The sequence below is a fragment of the Streptomyces sp. NPDC046349 genome, assembly GCF_055587885.1.
In genome coordinates this window covers 149,236-164,728 of the sequence record NZ_JBVJFK010000017.1, presented here as the reverse complement: position 1 = coordinate 164,728, position 15,493 = coordinate 149,236, and the positions used below count along the sequence as shown (strand labels likewise).

At 72.4% G+C, this 15,493-nt stretch carries 12 protein-coding genes; 6 read left to right on the top strand and 6 right to left on the bottom strand.

Annotated features, from left to right (window positions below; genetic code table 11):
* Positions 1 to 94: 94 nt before the first annotated feature.
* Entirely contained in the window at positions 95 to 1,753 is a 1,659-nt protein-coding gene (locus tag ACZ6JS_RS32805; RefSeq protein ID WP_469303420.1) for an FAD-dependent oxidoreductase, read from the bottom strand.
* Between the two features lie 147 nt (positions 1,754 to 1,900).
* On the opposite strand from ACZ6JS_RS32805, the gene ACZ6JS_RS32800 reads away from it, so the two are divergent.
* Together ACZ6JS_RS32800 and ACZ6JS_RS32795 are read left to right on the top strand one after the other, a co-directional pair.
* Entirely contained in the window at positions 1,901 to 3,091 is a 1,191-nt protein-coding gene (locus ACZ6JS_RS32800; RefSeq protein WP_469303418.1) for a SchA/CurD-like domain-containing protein, read from the top strand.
* A gap of 13 nt (positions 3,092 to 3,104) precedes the next feature.
* Positions 3,105 to 3,362 carry an acyl carrier protein gene (locus ACZ6JS_RS32795; RefSeq protein WP_469303417.1) on the top strand — a complete coding sequence of 86 codons (258 nt, stop codon included), beginning with the start codon at positions 3,105 to 3,107 and terminating at the stop codon, positions 3,360 to 3,362.
* Between the two features lie 99 nt (positions 3,363 to 3,461).
* On the opposite strand, the gene ACZ6JS_RS32790 is transcribed toward ACZ6JS_RS32795, so the two are convergent.
* Both ACZ6JS_RS32790 and ACZ6JS_RS32785 read right to left on the bottom strand, forming a co-directional pair.
* Complete coding sequence (locus ACZ6JS_RS32790; RefSeq protein ID WP_469303415.1) at positions 3,462 to 4,550, bottom strand: methyltransferase; 1,089 nt, start codon at positions 4,548 to 4,550, stop codon at positions 3,462 to 3,464.
* A 35-nt stretch (positions 4,551 to 4,585) separates the two neighbouring features.
* Complete coding sequence (locus tag ACZ6JS_RS32785) at positions 4,586 to 5,629, bottom strand: right-handed parallel beta-helix repeat-containing protein (RefSeq protein WP_469303453.1); 1,044 nt, start codon at positions 5,627 to 5,629, stop codon at positions 4,586 to 4,588.
* Positions 5,630 to 5,954: 325 nt separating this feature from the next.
* Between ACZ6JS_RS32785 and ACZ6JS_RS32780 the strand changes: the two genes are divergently transcribed.
* The 4 genes from ACZ6JS_RS32780 to ACZ6JS_RS32765 all read left to right on the top strand — a co-directional run bounded on the left by ACZ6JS_RS32780 (position 5,955) and on the right by ACZ6JS_RS32765 (position 12,639).
* The gene (locus ACZ6JS_RS32780; RefSeq protein ID WP_469303414.1) at positions 5,955 to 6,317 is read left to right on the top strand and encodes a hypothetical protein; all 363 of its coding nucleotides are present in this window, start codon (positions 5,955 to 5,957) and stop codon (positions 6,315 to 6,317) included.
* Positions 6,318 to 6,464: 147 nt separating this feature from the next.
* The gene (locus ACZ6JS_RS32775; protein WP_469303412.1) at positions 6,465 to 10,409 is read left to right on the top strand and encodes an nSTAND1 domain-containing NTPase; all 3,945 of its coding nucleotides are present in this window, start codon (positions 6,465 to 6,467) and stop codon (positions 10,407 to 10,409) included.
* Between the two features lie 221 nt (positions 10,410 to 10,630).
* Positions 10,631 to 11,182, top strand: coding sequence for a streptavidin (locus ACZ6JS_RS32770; RefSeq protein ID WP_469303411.1), 552 nt, complete (start codon positions 10,631 to 10,633; stop codon positions 11,180 to 11,182).
* A 218-nt stretch (positions 11,183 to 11,400) separates the two neighbouring features.
* Entirely contained in the window at positions 11,401 to 12,639 is a 1,239-nt protein-coding gene (locus ACZ6JS_RS32765) for a cytochrome P450 (protein WP_469303409.1), read from the top strand.
* 245 nt (positions 12,640 to 12,884) lie between these two features.
* Here ACZ6JS_RS32765 and ACZ6JS_RS32760 read toward each other — a convergent pair whose 3' ends face one another.
* Genes ACZ6JS_RS32760 through ACZ6JS_RS32750 form a run of 3 tightly spaced genes read right to left on the bottom strand, consistent with a single transcriptional unit; the run spans position 12,885 to position 15,488 of the window.
* Complete coding sequence (locus tag ACZ6JS_RS32760; RefSeq protein ID WP_469303407.1) at positions 12,885 to 14,048, bottom strand: 8-amino-7-oxononanoate synthase; 1,164 nt, start codon at positions 14,046 to 14,048, stop codon at positions 12,885 to 12,887.
* Positions 14,049 to 14,064: 16 nt separating this feature from the next.
* Positions 14,065 to 15,246 (bottom strand): beta-ketoacyl-[acyl-carrier-protein] synthase family protein, encoded by a 1,182-nt coding sequence (locus ACZ6JS_RS32755; protein ID WP_469303405.1) that lies wholly within the window; start codon positions 15,244 to 15,246, stop codon positions 14,065 to 14,067.
* Entirely contained in the window at positions 15,246 to 15,488 is a 243-nt protein-coding gene (locus ACZ6JS_RS32750; RefSeq protein ID WP_469303403.1) for an acyl carrier protein, read from the bottom strand. Before ACZ6JS_RS32750 ends, ACZ6JS_RS32755 begins: the two co-directional genes overlap by 1 nt.
* Positions 15,489 to 15,493 lie beyond the last annotated feature (5 nt).

Below are 15,493 nucleotides of genomic sequence, written 5' to 3'. Positions count from 1 at the left end.
TCCCGTGAGCTGATCCGGGCCGTATGGAAAAGGGGCGCCGTCCCGTGGATTTCCACGGGACGGCGCCCTCCTGCGTCTCCGGGCGGGCCGGGCGTCAGTAGCGGTCCAGCACCGTGGTGAGGACCCGGTAGAGGACCGATTCCGGGTCCGCCACCGCCTCCACCGACCGCCAGGCCACGAAGCCGTCCGGGCGGACCAGGACCGCTCCTCCCGGGGTGGTGCCGTGTGCCTCGGCCCAGTCGCCGCCGTCCTCCGGGATCAGGTCGGCCTCCGGGCCGGTGCCGATCGCGTAGGCGTCCAGGCGGACGTTCATCCGCTTGGCGACCGATCCCGCCGCACCGCTCCACGGCGTGCCCTCGGAGCTGAGCAGGACGAACGACCGCTCGTAGAGGTCGACGGTGGACCTGCGCCGCCCCGCCACCGGGTCGCGCAGCCACAGGTGAGGGGCGCGCGAGCCCGGGTCTCCGCACAGCCGCATCCGCTCGGGCACGACCGGCAGGTCCGGGTCGGCTCCCACCACCGCGCCCTGGGCGTACCGGTACCCCATGGCCACGGCGAGGACCCCGTTCTGCCGGCCGCCGGCGCGCGCCGGCGCCTCGGGGACGGACTCGGGCTCCGGTTCGTAACCCGGGTGGCTGTGCTCGGCCGAACGGGCCGAGGCCCGCTCGCTCGTCGCCCGCGCCACCGGGAGCCGCTCGGCCTCGTACGTCTCCAGCAGCCCGGGACCTGCGGCGCCGTCCAGCACCGCGGCGATCTTCCAGGCGAGGTTGTGCGCGTCCTGGATGCCCGTGTTGGAGCCGAAGGCTCCGGTGGGCGACATCTCGTGGGCGGAGTCGCCGGCGAGGAAGACCCGGCCGGCCGCGTACCGCTGGGCGACGCGCTCGGCTGCGTGCCACGGCGCCTTCCCGGTGATCTCGACGTCCAGGTCGGGCGCGCCGACGGCCCGCCGGATGTGCTCGACGCAGCGTTCGTCGGTGAAGTCCTCGAGGGTCTCGCCCCGGTCGGGGTGCCACGGGGCGTGGAAGACCCACCGCTCGCGGTTGTCGACGGGCAGCAGGGCCCCGTCGGCGTCGGGCTTGGTCAGGTAGCACACGATGAAACGCCGCTCGCCGATCACGTCCGCGAGCATGTGGGACCGGAAGGTGATGCTCACGTTGTGGAACAGGTCCCCGGGACCGCTCTGGCCGATACGGAGCTGTTCGCGCACGGGGCTGCGCGGCCCGTCGGCGGCGACGAGGTAGTCGGCGCGCACCGTGCTGTGCTCCCCGGTCTCGCGGTTCACGACGATCGCGGTGACCCCGCTCCCGTCCTGCTCGAAGGAGAGCAGTTCGGTGGAGAACCGCAGGTCCGCCCCGAGCGTGGGGGTCACGGACATGAGGACCGGCTCGATGTCGTTCTGGCTGCACAGGCACCAGGTCGAGGGGCTGAACCGCGCCAGCGCGCCACCCGGGTCGATCTGTTCGAAGAGCCACTCCTGGTCGTCACCGGTCAGCGAGCCGCCCTGGAGGATGCCGTGGTTGTCCGCCAGGACCGAGGCGGCCTCGCGGATCCGGTCCTCGACCTCGGCGACCCGGAACAGCTCCATCGTGCGTACGTTGATACCGCGTCCACGCGGGTGCAGCGAGGTTCCCGCGTGCTTCTCGACCAGCATGTGCGTGATGCCATGACGGCCGAGGAACAGCGAGGTGCACAGGCCCACCAGCGAGCCGCCCACGATGAGGACCGGGACGCGGTGGTCGACGTTTTCCTTCATGGATCTTCCATGCCCTGTACGGGGCGGGTTCCCTCGCTCGTTCACCCGCTTGGTTCTCTCCTCTCGCGCCGACGGGGCTACCGGACCACGATCGGTTCGGGTGGCGCCGCCCCGTGGCGACCGTGTGGTCTCGAAGGAGTGTGAACGATGACAACCTTGTCGGAACGGATATCCCAGTCCGCCTTCGACGACTCGCGACTTCGGGTCGTGCTGCTGCTGGATCTGTACGACGGTGCGCAGAACCAGTTCCTGGAGGTCTACGAGGACCTCCACAAGCAGGTCTCCTCCGTTCCCGGGCACATCCGGGACGAGCTGTGCCAGTCGATCGAGAATCCGTCGCAATGGCTGATCACCAGTGAATGGGAGAGCGCACCGCGGTTCTTGGCCTGGGTCAACAGCGAGGAGCACGTCGCGTCGGTCCAGCCGTTGCACGGCTGCGTACGGGACACCCGCTCGCTGAGGTTCAGCGTGCTGCGGGAGACCGGCCAGGACCACGGCCCCGCCGTCGCGGGATTCTCCTCCGGCGCGTCCGCCGGCCCCGGCTTCGCTTCCCCTTCCGCGGAAGCCCCGGACCGGTCCAGGGGCCGGGGCCGCCTCCAGGTCGCCCCGCGGCGCGGCGACGGCGTCGTCCGCCACGCCCTGACCTTCACCGTCAAGCCGGGCAGCGAGGCCGTCGTGGCGGAGCTGCTGAGCGGGTACGCGTCCCCGCAGGCGCAGGTCGACGAGCACACCCGGCTGCGCCGCACTTCGCTCTTCATGCACGGCAACCGGGTCGTGCGGGCCGTCGAGGTCGAGGGCGACCTGCTCGCGGCGCTGCGACACGTGGCCCTGCAGCCCGAGGTCAGGGCGCTGGAGGAGGCCATCAACCCGTACCTGGAGCAGGACCGCGATCTCAGCGACCCCGGCTCGGCCCGGACCTTCTTCACCCGTGCGGCGCTCCCCGCGGTGCACCACGTGGCGGCCGGCGGCGGCGAGAGCCGGGAACTCGGACGGCACGCGCTGTTCTACCCCGCCAAGAAGGGCTGCGGGATGGAGCTGGCCCGGCTGCTCGCCGCACAGGACGAGGCGGCCGTGGACGACGCGGCGAGTCCCATCGAGGCGAGCACCGTCTTCCAGCGCGACGACATCGTCGTGCGGCTCCTCGACCTGCGCGGGCCGCACGACGCCCGGCCGGCTCTGACGCTCGGCGTCGAGGGCGGCCACCGGGCGGCGGTGCTCGCGCGGCTGCTCGACAGCGCCAAGGACGGCGTCCCCACCACCCACCAGGAGATCTCACGCTTCCTCGAGCGCTCTGAGATGCGCCTGATCACCGACCGGCGTTCGCCGGACCGAGCCTGAGGAGAAGCCCGCCATGACCGAGCGACTGACCGTGGAAGAGCTGGCCGCGCTGATGAAGAAGGGGGCGGGCATCGCCGTGGACCCCGCCGTGATGGCGAGCCGGCCGGACTCGCAGTTCGACGAGTGGGGGCTCGACTCCCTGGGACTGCTGGGCATCGTCGGCGAGCTGGAGAACCGGCACGGCCGGTCCCTCCCCGCCGGTGCGGACCAGTGCAAGTCCCCGCGCGAGTTCCTCGACCTCGTCAACAACGCCCTGACGGCAGGGACCTGACGCGTACGGGCGTACGGGCGCCGCCGCCCGTACGCACGACGACGCCCCGGGACCGGCCGACCGCCGGTCCCGGGGCGTCGTGGCGTGTGCCGGCCGGGATCACCCGGGCACGGTGCACTCGAAGGCGTGCAGGTACGCGTTGACGGGCCGGATGTCGCCGAGCACCAGTCCGGCGTCGGCCAGCCGGGTGCTGAGGCTCTCCTTGGTGTGCTTGGCACCGCCGACGTTGAGCAGCAGCATCAGGTCCATGGCCGTGGTGAACCGCATCGACGGCGTGTCGTCGACCAGGTTCTCGATGGCGACGACCCTGGCTCCGGGGCGGGCGGTGGCGACGACGTTGCGCAAGCACCTGCGGGTGCTCCCGTCGTCCCATTCGAGGATGTTCTTGATGATGTAGAGGTCGGCCTCGACCGGGACGGCCTCACGGCAGTCGCCGGGGACGATACGGGTGCGGTCGGCGAGGGGACCGCCGTCCAGCAGGCGGGGATCGGCCTTGGCGACCACACCGGGCAGGTCGAGCAGGTGCCCCCGTACGGTCGGGTGCTTCTCGAGGAGGCTGGCCAGCACGTGCCCCTGGCCGCCGCCGATGTCCGCGACCACCGAGACGCCGGTGAGGTCGAGGAGGGCCGCGACGTCCAGCGCCGACTGCACGCTGGAGGTGGTCATGGCGCGGTTGAAGACGTGCGCCGACTCGTGCGCGTCCTCGTGCAGGTAGTCGAAGAACCCCTTGCCGAAGAGGTCGTGGAAGATGCCCGCGCCGTCACCGGTGCGCACGGCGTCGTCGAGCCGCGGCCACGCCTGCCAGGTCCAGGGTTCGGTGCACCACAGGGAGATGTAGCGCAGGCTGTGCGGGTCGTCCTCCCGCAGCAGCCGCGACATCTCGGTGTGGACGAAGCTTCCGTCCTCGGTCTCGGCGAAGATCCCGTAGCAGGACAGGGCCCGGAGCAGGCGTTGCAGGGGCTTCGGCTCCACGTGCACCGCGGCGGCGAGCTCGGCGGGAGTGGCGGGCGACTCCCCGAGGGCGTCGGCGACCTTCAGGCGTGCCGCGGCCCGTACGGCGGCGGCGACGGCCGCCCCGAAGGCGAGCTCGCGCAGGCGCATGGCGGGCGGGGGCGTGTGCGGGGGGCCGGCGTTCGGGGCGGGAACGGGCACCGGGGCGGGGGCGGGGGTGGAACTCACCGTGGTCATACGGCCTCGATTCTCCTGATGAGGGGGAACACGGGTCAGCACATGCCGGTGGGCACGGAGGTGTCGCACCGGTTGTTGAGGAACCGGTTGCCCGACCCGGCTCCCTGGTTGGCCAGGTCGGCCGGCAGGTTGTCCCGCACCACGTTGTTCTCGATGACGTTGTCGGTGTTCGTCGCGCCCACGAAGCTCTTGAACAGCAGGATGCCGCCCGACAGGGGGGAGGATCCGACGTTGCCGCGGATGGAGTTCGAACGCACGATCGTCTCTTCGGCGCCGGTGAGAACGACGCCGACGCCCTGGATGTCGGGGAGGCGGCTGTTGCCCTTGCAGAACTTGTTGTTCTCGTGGATGCGGTTGCCGCGGATGGTCAGGTCCCCGGCGCCGGGCTCGCCCTCGTCGCCGACGACGAACACGCCGCCGCAGTTGCCGGTGAGGTTGTTGCCGCTGACGGTGAGGTTGCGCACGCGCCTGACGGTGACGCCGATCCGGTTGCCGGTCAGCCTGTTGCCCCGGATCACGGCGCCCCGGGTGTCGGTGGCGCCGCCCTCGCGTGCGACCGTGTTGGCGATGAAGATGCCGGACTCGGCGTTGTCGCGGGCGATGTTGTCGCGGAAGAACCCGCGGGTGGAGCGTTCCTGGGCGATGCCCCAGGTGCTGTTGTTCTCCGAGATCACGCGCTCGACGCTCAGCCGGTCGGTGTACGAGGCCCAGATGCCGTTCCGCTTGAAGCCGGAGACGGTGAGCGCACGGATCTCGACGCCGGTGACGGGCTGTTCCTCGGTCCCCATGACGCAGATGCCGGTGTCGGCCTGGGAGCAGGCGGGGGCTGCGCGTCCGGACGCCTTGGGGGTGGCGGGCAGGGTCTTCGCGGCGGGCGGCCTGATCACCGTCCGCTCGCCCCAGCCGCGCAGCGTCAGCCTCTTCGTGATCAGCACGTTCTCGTAGTAGGTGCCGGGCATCACGGTGATGATGTCGCCCGGCTGCGCGGAATCCACCGCGTCCTGGATCGAGTCGCCCGGGTGCACTCGGTGTCCGGCCGCGGAGGCGGGTGGCGCGAACACGCCGAATCCAGCGGCCATGACGACGGCGATGCACGTGAGGGACTTGAGTTGTCGGTTCGTCACAATGCAGAAGTTATGGGCGATTGGGGCATATCGCCACACTGGGTGAGCGTATCGATGCATGCCGTGGGCAAACGGCCGCATTTTGACGTCCGGAGAGTGGATCGTCATACCGGTGGCCGGGGGCCGTCGGGCGCTGTTGCCCTCCGATCGGCAACGGCTCAGGTCATGGCCGGTTTCCCGGTCGCCCTCGAAACGGGCAACGGGCAACGGGTCGCCCCCGCCGCCCCGGCGGCGCAAGTCTGGTGGCGTCAGCACGAGGAGCCATCCGCAAGGGGAAACCATGCGCAAGCTGTTCCGCGGCGCCGCCGCTCTCGCCACCTCCGTCGTCGCCGTGGTCGCGCTCAGCGCCTCGGTGGAGGCAAAGCCGGTCGACGTCTGGGCGGGCTGCCCGGACGGGGCGGTCTGCATCTACCCTCAGAACCAGAACCCGGCCGTCAGGCCGACCCACGTCTTCCACAGGTACGGGTCCCACAACCTCACCGACCAGTTCGGGAACCACTGGGTGCTCAACAATCAGTACGGCGGTGCGACCGCAAACCTGTGCACCGGCTCCAACGGCGCGGGCTGCGGCCGCCCCATCGCCGCCAAGACCGGTGTCTACGCCGACCTCACGCCGATCAACTCGATCCGCCTCAACCCGTAGCACGTCCGCGGAAAGGTCGTCCGGGGCCGCCGCACGCGACGGCTCCGGAGGTTCCTGTTCTCGTCATACCGGCTGGAGGACCCAGTTCTCCGGCCGCCCCTGGCGGTAGTCTGGGCAGCACCACCTCGCTGCCTGGGCGCGCACGCCATGGGGGATGTTTTGGGGGATCCGGACCGCCGGCGGAAGACCGACCACTTGCGGGAGTCCGACGACACCGCACGGCCTTTCCCTGCCCAGCTGAGACGTCTGCGGTTGCAACGCGGGCTGTCGCTCGCGGACCTCGCGCGCGAGACGCACTACAGCAAGGGCTACCTCAGCAAGATCGAGACGGGCTCGAAGCGCGTCACCGTCGACGTCGCGCGGCGCTGCGACGACGTACTGCGGGCAGGGGGTGAACTGCTGCGGATGGCCCGGGAGACGGAGGCCCCCGAGGGAGATGCCGCCGCCGGCGAGGCCGCCGGCCCCGCCGGGTCGCGGACGGACGGCGAATGCCCCTACCGCGGCCTGCCCGCCTTCACCGCGCGCGACGCCCGGTGGTTCTTCGGCCGGGAGCGGGCCACCGCCGAGTTGGCCGAACGGGTCTTCGAACGGACGGGCGCGGGGCCGGTGATGGTCGTCGCCCCGTCGGGCGCCGGGAAGTCCTCCCTGCTGAACGCCGGCCTCGTACCGGCCCTGGGCGGCGGCGGATTCCCCATGCCCGGCGCCGACAGCTGGCCCGTGGTCAGGTGCACGCCCACCGCGCACCCGCTGGACGAACTGCTCGGCCGCGCGGCGAAGGTGCTCGGGGGCGATCTCGGCGTCACCTCGGGAGAGTTGCGGGAGCGCCCACACCGACTGCTCGAAGCGGTCCACCGGCTGTCGGAGCCACGCGGGGCGGCCGCCCGGGACCTGCGGCCGCCGCCCCTGCGCCCGGTGCTGATCGTCGACCAGTTCGAGGAGCTGTTCACCCTCTGCACCGACGAGGACGAGCGGCGCGCGTTCGTACGGGTGCTCTGCGCGCTCGCCGTCCCGGGTCCGGCGCCCACCCCGCATGATCCGGCCGTCGTGGTGCTCGGCGTACGGGCCGACTTCACCGGGAACTGCCTGGACCTGCCGGAGCTGGCCGCGGTCTTCACCGGCGGACTGTTCGTCCTGCCGCCGATGTCACCGGAGGAACTGCGGGAGTCGATCACCCGCCCGGCCCGGCTCGCCGGTCTCGCCCTCGAACCCGGGCTGGTCCCCCTGCTGCTGCGCGACGTGGGCCTGCGCGACGACACCTCCGCAGAGACGACACCGTCCGGCGCGCTGCCCCTGGTCTCCCACGCGCTGATGGCCACCTGGCGGCAGCGCGAGGGCGCCACCCTGACCGTCGCGGGGTACGAACGCACCGGCGGCATCCAGGGCGCAGTCGCCCGGACCGCCGAGGAGGTGTTCGCCCGCCTCTATCCCGCCGAACAGAACACGCTCCGGCGCATCCTGGTGCGGCTCGTGCACGTCGCCGAGGGTACGGGTGCCACGCGGCACCGGATGAGCCGGACGGCCCTCATGGAGCAACTGGCCGACGCCGGGCCCGCCGCGGCCGCGCTCGACACCTTCGTACGGGCTCGTCTGATCACCATGGACAGCGACACCGTGGAGATCACGCACGAGGCCCTGCTGCACGCCTGGCCGCGACTGCGCGGCTGGATCAGCGCCGACCGTGCGGGGCTGCTGATCCACCAGCAGCTCGCCCACGCCGCGGCCGAGTGGGAGCGCGAGGGCCGCGATCCGTCGGCGCTCCACCGGGGGAGCCGGCTGGACACCGCCCGCGCCTGGGCGGACGAACTCGACGGCAGGAGCCGCCTCAGCCCCCGGGAGGCGGCCTTCCTCCGGGAGAGCCAGGCGGCACAGGACGGGCGGGAGCGGCAGGCCGCCCGCCAGGCGCGGTTGCGCCAGCGCATGCTGGCCACACTGGTCGTCCTGCTGGTCCTGGCCGTGGGCGCCGGCGGACTGGCGTACCAGCAGCGCGCGGGAGCGCTCGGCCAGGAGCGGATCGCCCGTTCACGGGCGCTCGCCCTGCAGTCGGCGGCGCTGGCCGCGGGCCAGCCGGAGGCTTCGATGCTGCTCGCCGGGGACGCTTACCGGACCGCGGGGACGAGCGAGGCGCGCGGGGCGCTGCTGAGCACGCAGTCCCAGCCGTTCGTCGCCCGGCTGGGCGGGCACGGCGGGCCGGTCAACGCGGTGGCCTTCGGGCCGGACAACGGCATCCTGGCGACGGGCAGTTCCGACGGGACCGTGACCCTGCGGCGGGTGTCCGACCGGCGTACGACCGCGAGCTTCACGCTGCCCGGTCGGGTCCGCTCGGTCGCCGTGAGTCCCGACGGCCGGACCCTCGCGGCGGCCTCCACGGACGGGCCCGCGCGGCTGTGGGACACCGCCGACGGCCGGACGAAGGCGGTGCTCCCGGCGAGCACGGCGGGCTCCCGGGCCGTGGCCTTCGCACCGGACGGGAGGAGCGTGGCGACCGGCTGCCCGGACGGGACGGTGCGGTTGTGGGAGACCGGCGGGGAGTCGCGGGAGGTCGCGTCGCTGGCGGGGCACGCCGGACGGGTCAACGCCCTGTCCTTCGCCGCGGACGGGCGGACGCTCGTCTCGGCCGGCGCCGACCGGACCGTACGGCTGTGGGATCCGGTGGAGGCGCGTGCGCTGGCCGTCCTGTCCGGGCACACCGACGAGGTGCTGGGGGCTGCGTTCGCCCCCGACGGCCGTACGGTCGCCACGGGCGGCGTGGACCGGACCGTACGGCTGTGGGACGTGGCCGGGCGCCGGACGACGGCCACGCTGACCGGGCACAGCGACGACGTCAACGGTGTCGCCTTCACACCGGACGGCACGACGGTGGTCAGCGCGGGCGGCGACGGGGCCACCCGGATGTGGGACGTGGCCGGCGGCCGGCTGACGGCGACGCTGGCCGGGCACACCGACTACGTGCTCGGGGTGGCCGTGGACAGCCGGGGCGCGATGCTGGCCACCGCCGGGTTCGACCAGTCGGTGGTGCTGTGGGACCTGCGGGGCGCGGTGCTGGCCTCGCGGCCTTTCACGGAGATCTGGCACGCCGCGTACAGCCCGGACGGAAAACTGCTGGCCACGGCGGAGGCGGATCACACGGTCCGGCTGTGGGACGTGGCGGGGCGCCGGGTCGCGGCCACCTTCGAGGGGCACAGCGAGACGGTGTTCGCGGTGGACTTCGCCCCGGACGGGCGGACACTGGCCTCGGCCGGCTCCGACGGGACTGTCCGGTTGTGGGACCTCGCGGCGGGGACCCCGTCGGCCACGCTGGCCGGCCAGGGCGGGACCGTGTTCGCGGTGGACTTCGCCCCGGACGGGCGGACACTGGCCTCGGCCGGCTCCGACGGCACGGTCCTGCTGTGGGACGTCGCCTCGCGCCGCCGGCTCGCCACGCTCGACGGGCACACCGACTTCGCCAACGACGTGGCGTTCAGCCCCGACGGACGCACCCTGGCCAGCGCCGGTGACGACCTGACGGTCCGCCTGTGGGACGTGGCCGGCCGCCGCCCGCTCGCCGCCCTCACCGGCCATACGGGCGCGGTTCGCGGCGTGGCCTTCAGTCCCGACGGGCGCACGCTCGCCACCAGCGGCAACGACGGGACCGTACGGCTGTGGGACGCGCAGCGCCACCGCTTCGAGGCGGCCCTGTCCGGCCACACCGGGTCGGCGCGGGGCATCGCCTTCTCCCCCGACGGGCGCACGCTGGCGAGCAGCGGCAACGACCGCACAGTGCGGCTGTGGGACGTGGCCGGCCGGCGCACGCTGGCGGCGCTTTCCGGACACACGAACGCGGTGTGGGGCGTCGCTTTCGCCCCTGACGGCGGGACGGTGGCGAGCAGCAGCACGGACGGCACCGTGCGGCTGTGGGACCTGGACGTGAGGGCGCGACTGGCGGCGATCGACCGGCTGCGGTCAGGGCGGGTCGGCAGCCGGTCCGGGGGCTTCCGCCCTGGCCGAAGGGCGGCTTCTTTCAGCCGAATTCGACGACGCGGCCATCAGAACTCGGCCACAGTTTGGCTGAAACTCCTTTGCAGAAAACGTTGCTGGAAACCAGCCGATCGATAGTACGATTTACACCGAACATGTGCCCTTGGCAACCATCGACGGGACCTCGACCATCCACATCCGCCGCCAAAGGCGCATGCCGCATTGCCGTTTGTCCACCGGCACCGCCGGGTGCACGGCCGAGGTCACAAACCTTGACGGGCGGACGCGGGCATCGTGCACACCATGCGCGCCGCCCGTCCTCCGCCGGCAACAACTAGGGGAGATTTTTCGTGTCGCACATGCGCAAGATCGTCGTTGCAGCCATTGCCGTTTCGCTGACCACCGCCGGAATTACGGCCAGCGCCTCCGCGGACCCGTCGCAGGAATCGAAGGCCCAGGTCGCCGTCGCCGAGGCCGGCATCACCGGCACCTGGTACAACCAGCTCGGTTCGACCTTCATCGTGACCGCGAACGCCGACGGCAGCCTCACCGGAACCTACGAGTCGGCCGTCGGCAACGCCGAGAGCCGCTACGTCCTGACCGGCCGCTACGACAGCACCCCGGCCACCGACGGCAGCGGCACCGCCCTCGGCTGGACGGTGGCGTGGAAGAATAGCTACCGCAACGCCCACTCCGCCACCACGTGGAGCGGCCAGTACGTCGGCGGCTCCCAGGCCCGCATCAACACCCAGTGGCTGCTGACCTCCGGCACCACCGAGGCCAACGCCTGGAAGTCCACGCTGGTCGGCCATGACACCTTCACCAAGGTGAAGCCGTCCGCCGCCGCCATCGACGCCGCCAAGAAGGCCGGCGTCAACAGCGGCAACCCGCTCGACGCCGTCCAGCAGTAACGGCGTCCGGGCCCCCAGGGTGCCGAGACGCCGGACCGAACGCGTGGGGGCGGTCCGGAGGAGTCCTCTCCGGACCGCCCGCCGTCCGCGGACCCGCCCGGGCGGATTCCGCGCGAGACGCGTCTCACACGGTTTCCTCCCCGGCCGGTATTCCGGCGTATTCACGCCGGCTTGATACCGTCGACCGGGGGGAAGGTGGAATTGACGTGATGGTGGCAATGCCCGTTGACACTTTGGATCTGTTCGACCAGGGGTACGCGCTGGACCCGTATCCGGCGATGGCGGCGCTCAGAGAGCACGAGCCCGTGAAGTTCGACGAGAACACGGGGCTTTGGCTGATCAGCCGGTACGAGGACGTACGCGCCATTCTGCTCGATCCCGAGAATTTCCTTCCGGACAATGCGATCGACGCCGTGGGGCGATTCTCCGTGCCGACCCTGCGCGTCCTCGCACGCGTCAAGTTCGATCTCCCGCAAACGCTTGCAAACAACGGTTCCGACAGCCATGCCGGCTATCGGCGCATGATGACCAAAATCTTCAACGCCCAGGCCGTGGCCGCGTCCGTGCCGATGGTCGAGAAGGTCGTGGCCGAGGCCCTCGACGACGTCGGGCAGCGACTCGCCGCCGACGGGGTGTGCGATCTGGCGACGACCGTCGCCCGGGACGTTCCCTTCCGGGTGATGCTGCGTCTGCTCGGCCTGGAATCGGCCATCGACGTGGACATCGACACCCTGGCCCGCTGGAGCGACGCCTCCCTGGAGCTGTTCTGGGGACGGCCCGGCGGCGAACGCGAAGTGGCACTGGCCCGCGAGGCCGCCGCGTTCTACGCCTGGCTCACCGGCCTGGTGTCGAAGCCCGCGCCCGAGGCGGCCACGCTGCTCGGCGCCCTGGACGCGCACCGGCTGCCCGACGGGGAGCCGCTGGGGGTCCCCCAGAAGGCCGCCGTGGTCTACTTCATGATCATCGCCGGTCAGATGACGACGACCCAGATGCTGAGCACCATGTACCGCAGGGCGCTCCAGGAGCCGGGCCTGTGGGAGCGGTTCGCCGCCGAACCCGCGACCGTGGAGCCCTGGACCGAGGAGGTGCTGCGGAGGGACCCGCCCATCACCACCTGGCGCCGGGTCACCGGCCGGCCGATGACGCTGTCCGGTGTGGATCTCCCGGCCGGGGCGCCGCTGCTGCTGATGCTGTCGTCCACCGGTTCGGACAGCGCCGTCTTCGAGAACCCCGAGCAGATCTGTCCGCACCGGGCCAACGCGCGCAAGCACCTGTCCTTCGGCATCGGACGCCACCGCTGCTCCGGGGCCGAACTGGCCAGGACGGAGGCCGACGTGGTGATGCGGATGACGGCCGCCCGCTTTCCGGACCTGCGGTTCTGCGCCGAGTCCTCGCCGCGGATGCTGGCGCTGCTGTCGTTCCGCGCCCCGCTCCAGGTCCTGGTGCGGCGGGGCTGACCGACCCCGCCGCCCCACCCGGGACCGCCGTGCCGCCGCGGCGGTGGGCCCCTGCCCGGTCGCGTGCCCTACCCGGACCGAGGCGGGTCCCGTGACCCACCGGGCGCGCGGGCGGGTTGTCCCGCCGGGGTCCGGGGCCGAACCTCGCGGCACAGGGCCCGGGCGGCGATGAGCGTGCCGCGCCTAGGCACGTCGTACAGCTCCACCGCCGCCCGGTCTCCTCGCCGACGGCCGAGGCGGCTGTCTCACCAGGGGTTGTGCTTGACCACCACCTCGATCGCCCGGTCGATCTCCGCCTCGGTCAGGTCGGCCCGGGACGTGAGCCGGATGCGGGAGAACCGGTCGGGCACCGACGGCGGGCGGAAGCAGGCCACCTTGACGCCGTCGGCCAGGCAGTCCTCGGCCCACTGCGCGGTCCGGGCCGCGGAGGGTCCGCGGACCGAGACCACCGCCGCCTGCGCCTCGGTCACCGGCAGGCCGGCGGCCGTGAGTCGTTCGGCGAGCGCCACCGCCACCGCGCGGGTACGGGCCGGCCGGTCGGGCTCGGCGCGCAGCACCCGGAGCGCCGCCAGGGCCCCGGCGGCGGAGGCCGGGGCGAGCCCGGTGTCGAAGAGGAAGCTGCGGGCGGTGTTCATGACGTGGTCGACGACCCGGCGGGGGCCGATCACCGCCCCGCCCTGGGCGCCCAGGGACTTCGACAGGGTGATGGTGGTGACCACGTCGGGGCTGCCGGCCAGGCCGGCGGCGGTGACGGCGCCCTCACCCCGCTCCCCGACGACGCCGAAGCCGTGCGCGTCGTCGACGAGCAGGCCGGCGCCGTGGCGGCGGCAGGCGTCGAGGACGGCGCGGAGGTCGACGAGGTCGCCGTCGACCGAGAACACCGACTCGGTCACCGCCACCGCGCGCTGCTGTTCCCGTTCGGCGAGCACCCGCTCCAGGGCCTGCGGGTCGGCGTGTCCGGTGTCGACGACGTCGGCGCCCGAGAGCCGGTATCCGTCGATGAGGGAGGCGTGGTTGAACGCGTCGGAGGCGATCAGGGTGCCCGGGCGGGCCAGCACGGTCACCGCACCCAGGTTGGCCAGGTAGCCGGAGGAGAAGACCAGTGCGGCCTCCGCCCCGGTGAACTCAGCCAGTTCCCGCTCCAGTTCGACGTGCACCTCGGTCGTTCCGGTGGCCAGCCGGGAGCCGGTGGACCCCGCGCCCCAGGTCCGGGAGGCGTCGGCCGCGGCCCGGACCACGTCGGGGTGGCGGGTGAGGCCGAGGTAGTCGTTCCCGCCGAAGTCGATCACGTTCGGCCGGGGGCCCCGGACCTGGACCCGCCGGGTGAGGCCCGCACGGTCCCGGCGCCGGGTGCTGTCGTCGATCCATGCGAAGACGTCGTGGGGATCGCCGTGTCGCTGTGTTTCCATCGCTTCGCTCCGAACGCTATCCGACAGGGCCGAGGACGAGGACGCCGTTGTGGCCGCCGAAGCCGAACGACTGCGTGATTGACGGTCCGGGCTCCCACTTCCTGCCCTCGCCGGTCACCACGTCCACGGCGAGCGCCGGGTCGGGCGTGGTCAGCCCGATGGTCGGCGGTATCAGTCCGTGGCGCATGGACAGCAGGACCGCGACCGCCTCGAGGGCGCCGCCCGCGCCGAAGGCGTGTCCGGTGGCCCCCTTGGTGGAGGTGACCGGCGGACAGTCCTCGAAGACGGACAGAATGGCGTTCGTCTCCGCCTCGTCGTTGCGCTGGGTGCCCGTGCCGTGCGCGTTGATCTGCCGGACGTCCCCGGGGCGCACCCCGGCGTCCTGGAGCGCCAGGCGGATGCAGCGGGCCGCGTCGGCGCCGGTGGGCGCGGGCATGGTGATGTCGTGCGCGTCGGCCGTGCTGCCGGAGCCGAGCACCTCGCCGTGGACGGTGGCGCCACGCGCCACCGCCGTGTCCCATTCCTCCAGTACCAGCACCGCGGCGCCCTCGGCGATGGCGAAGCCGTCGCGTTCGGCGTCGAAGGGCCGGGTGCGGCCGGACGGTGACAGGGCCCGCATGTTGGTGAACCCGGCCACGATGGTCGGTGTGACGGCCGCCTCGGTGCCGCCGGCGAGCACCCGGTCGCAGGTGCCGTCGGCGATCATCCGCGCGGCGTGCCCGATGGCGTGGGTGGCCGCGGCGCAGGCGGTCTCCAGGCTCTCGCACGGGCCCCGCCAGCCGCGGCGCATGGCGACGGTCGCGGCGGCGGCGTTGGCCATCATCATCGGAACGAGGAAGGGGGAGACCCGCCTGCCGCCGCGCTCGTGGTGGATGACGCTCTGCCGTTCGAAAGTGCTGACTCCGGCGAGGGCAGTGGCGACGACGACGCCGCTGCGTTCGGCGTCCACCTCCGCCAGGCCGGCGTCGCGGTGGGCCATGTCGGCCGCAGCGACGGCGAACTGGGTGAACCGGTCGGTGTGCCGGGCTTCCCGGACGTCCATCCACGGTGACGGGTCCCAGTCCGTCAGCTCCCGGTGGCCGTCCGGCGGCGTCCGGAAGAGGCCTTCCCAGAAGGCCTCCGGCCCGGTGCCGCAGGCGCTCACGACACCGATACCGGTGACCGCGACGCGGCGAGCGCCGTCTGTTGCGCCGTTCATCAGGCGACCAGCGACAGGATCAGCCGGTGCAGGTCGCCGACGGTCCGGATGTCCTCCACGGACTCGTCGGGCACCGAGATGCCGAACTCCTCCTCGACCGCCATGACCAGTTCGACCTGGATGAGACTGCTGGCGCCGAGGTCGTCGGCCAGGTCCGCGTCCTGCGTCACGGACTCGGGCTTGACCTGCAGGACATCGACGGTGCAGGTGGTGAGCCGGTCGAATACGTCGTCGTTAGCCACGGGTG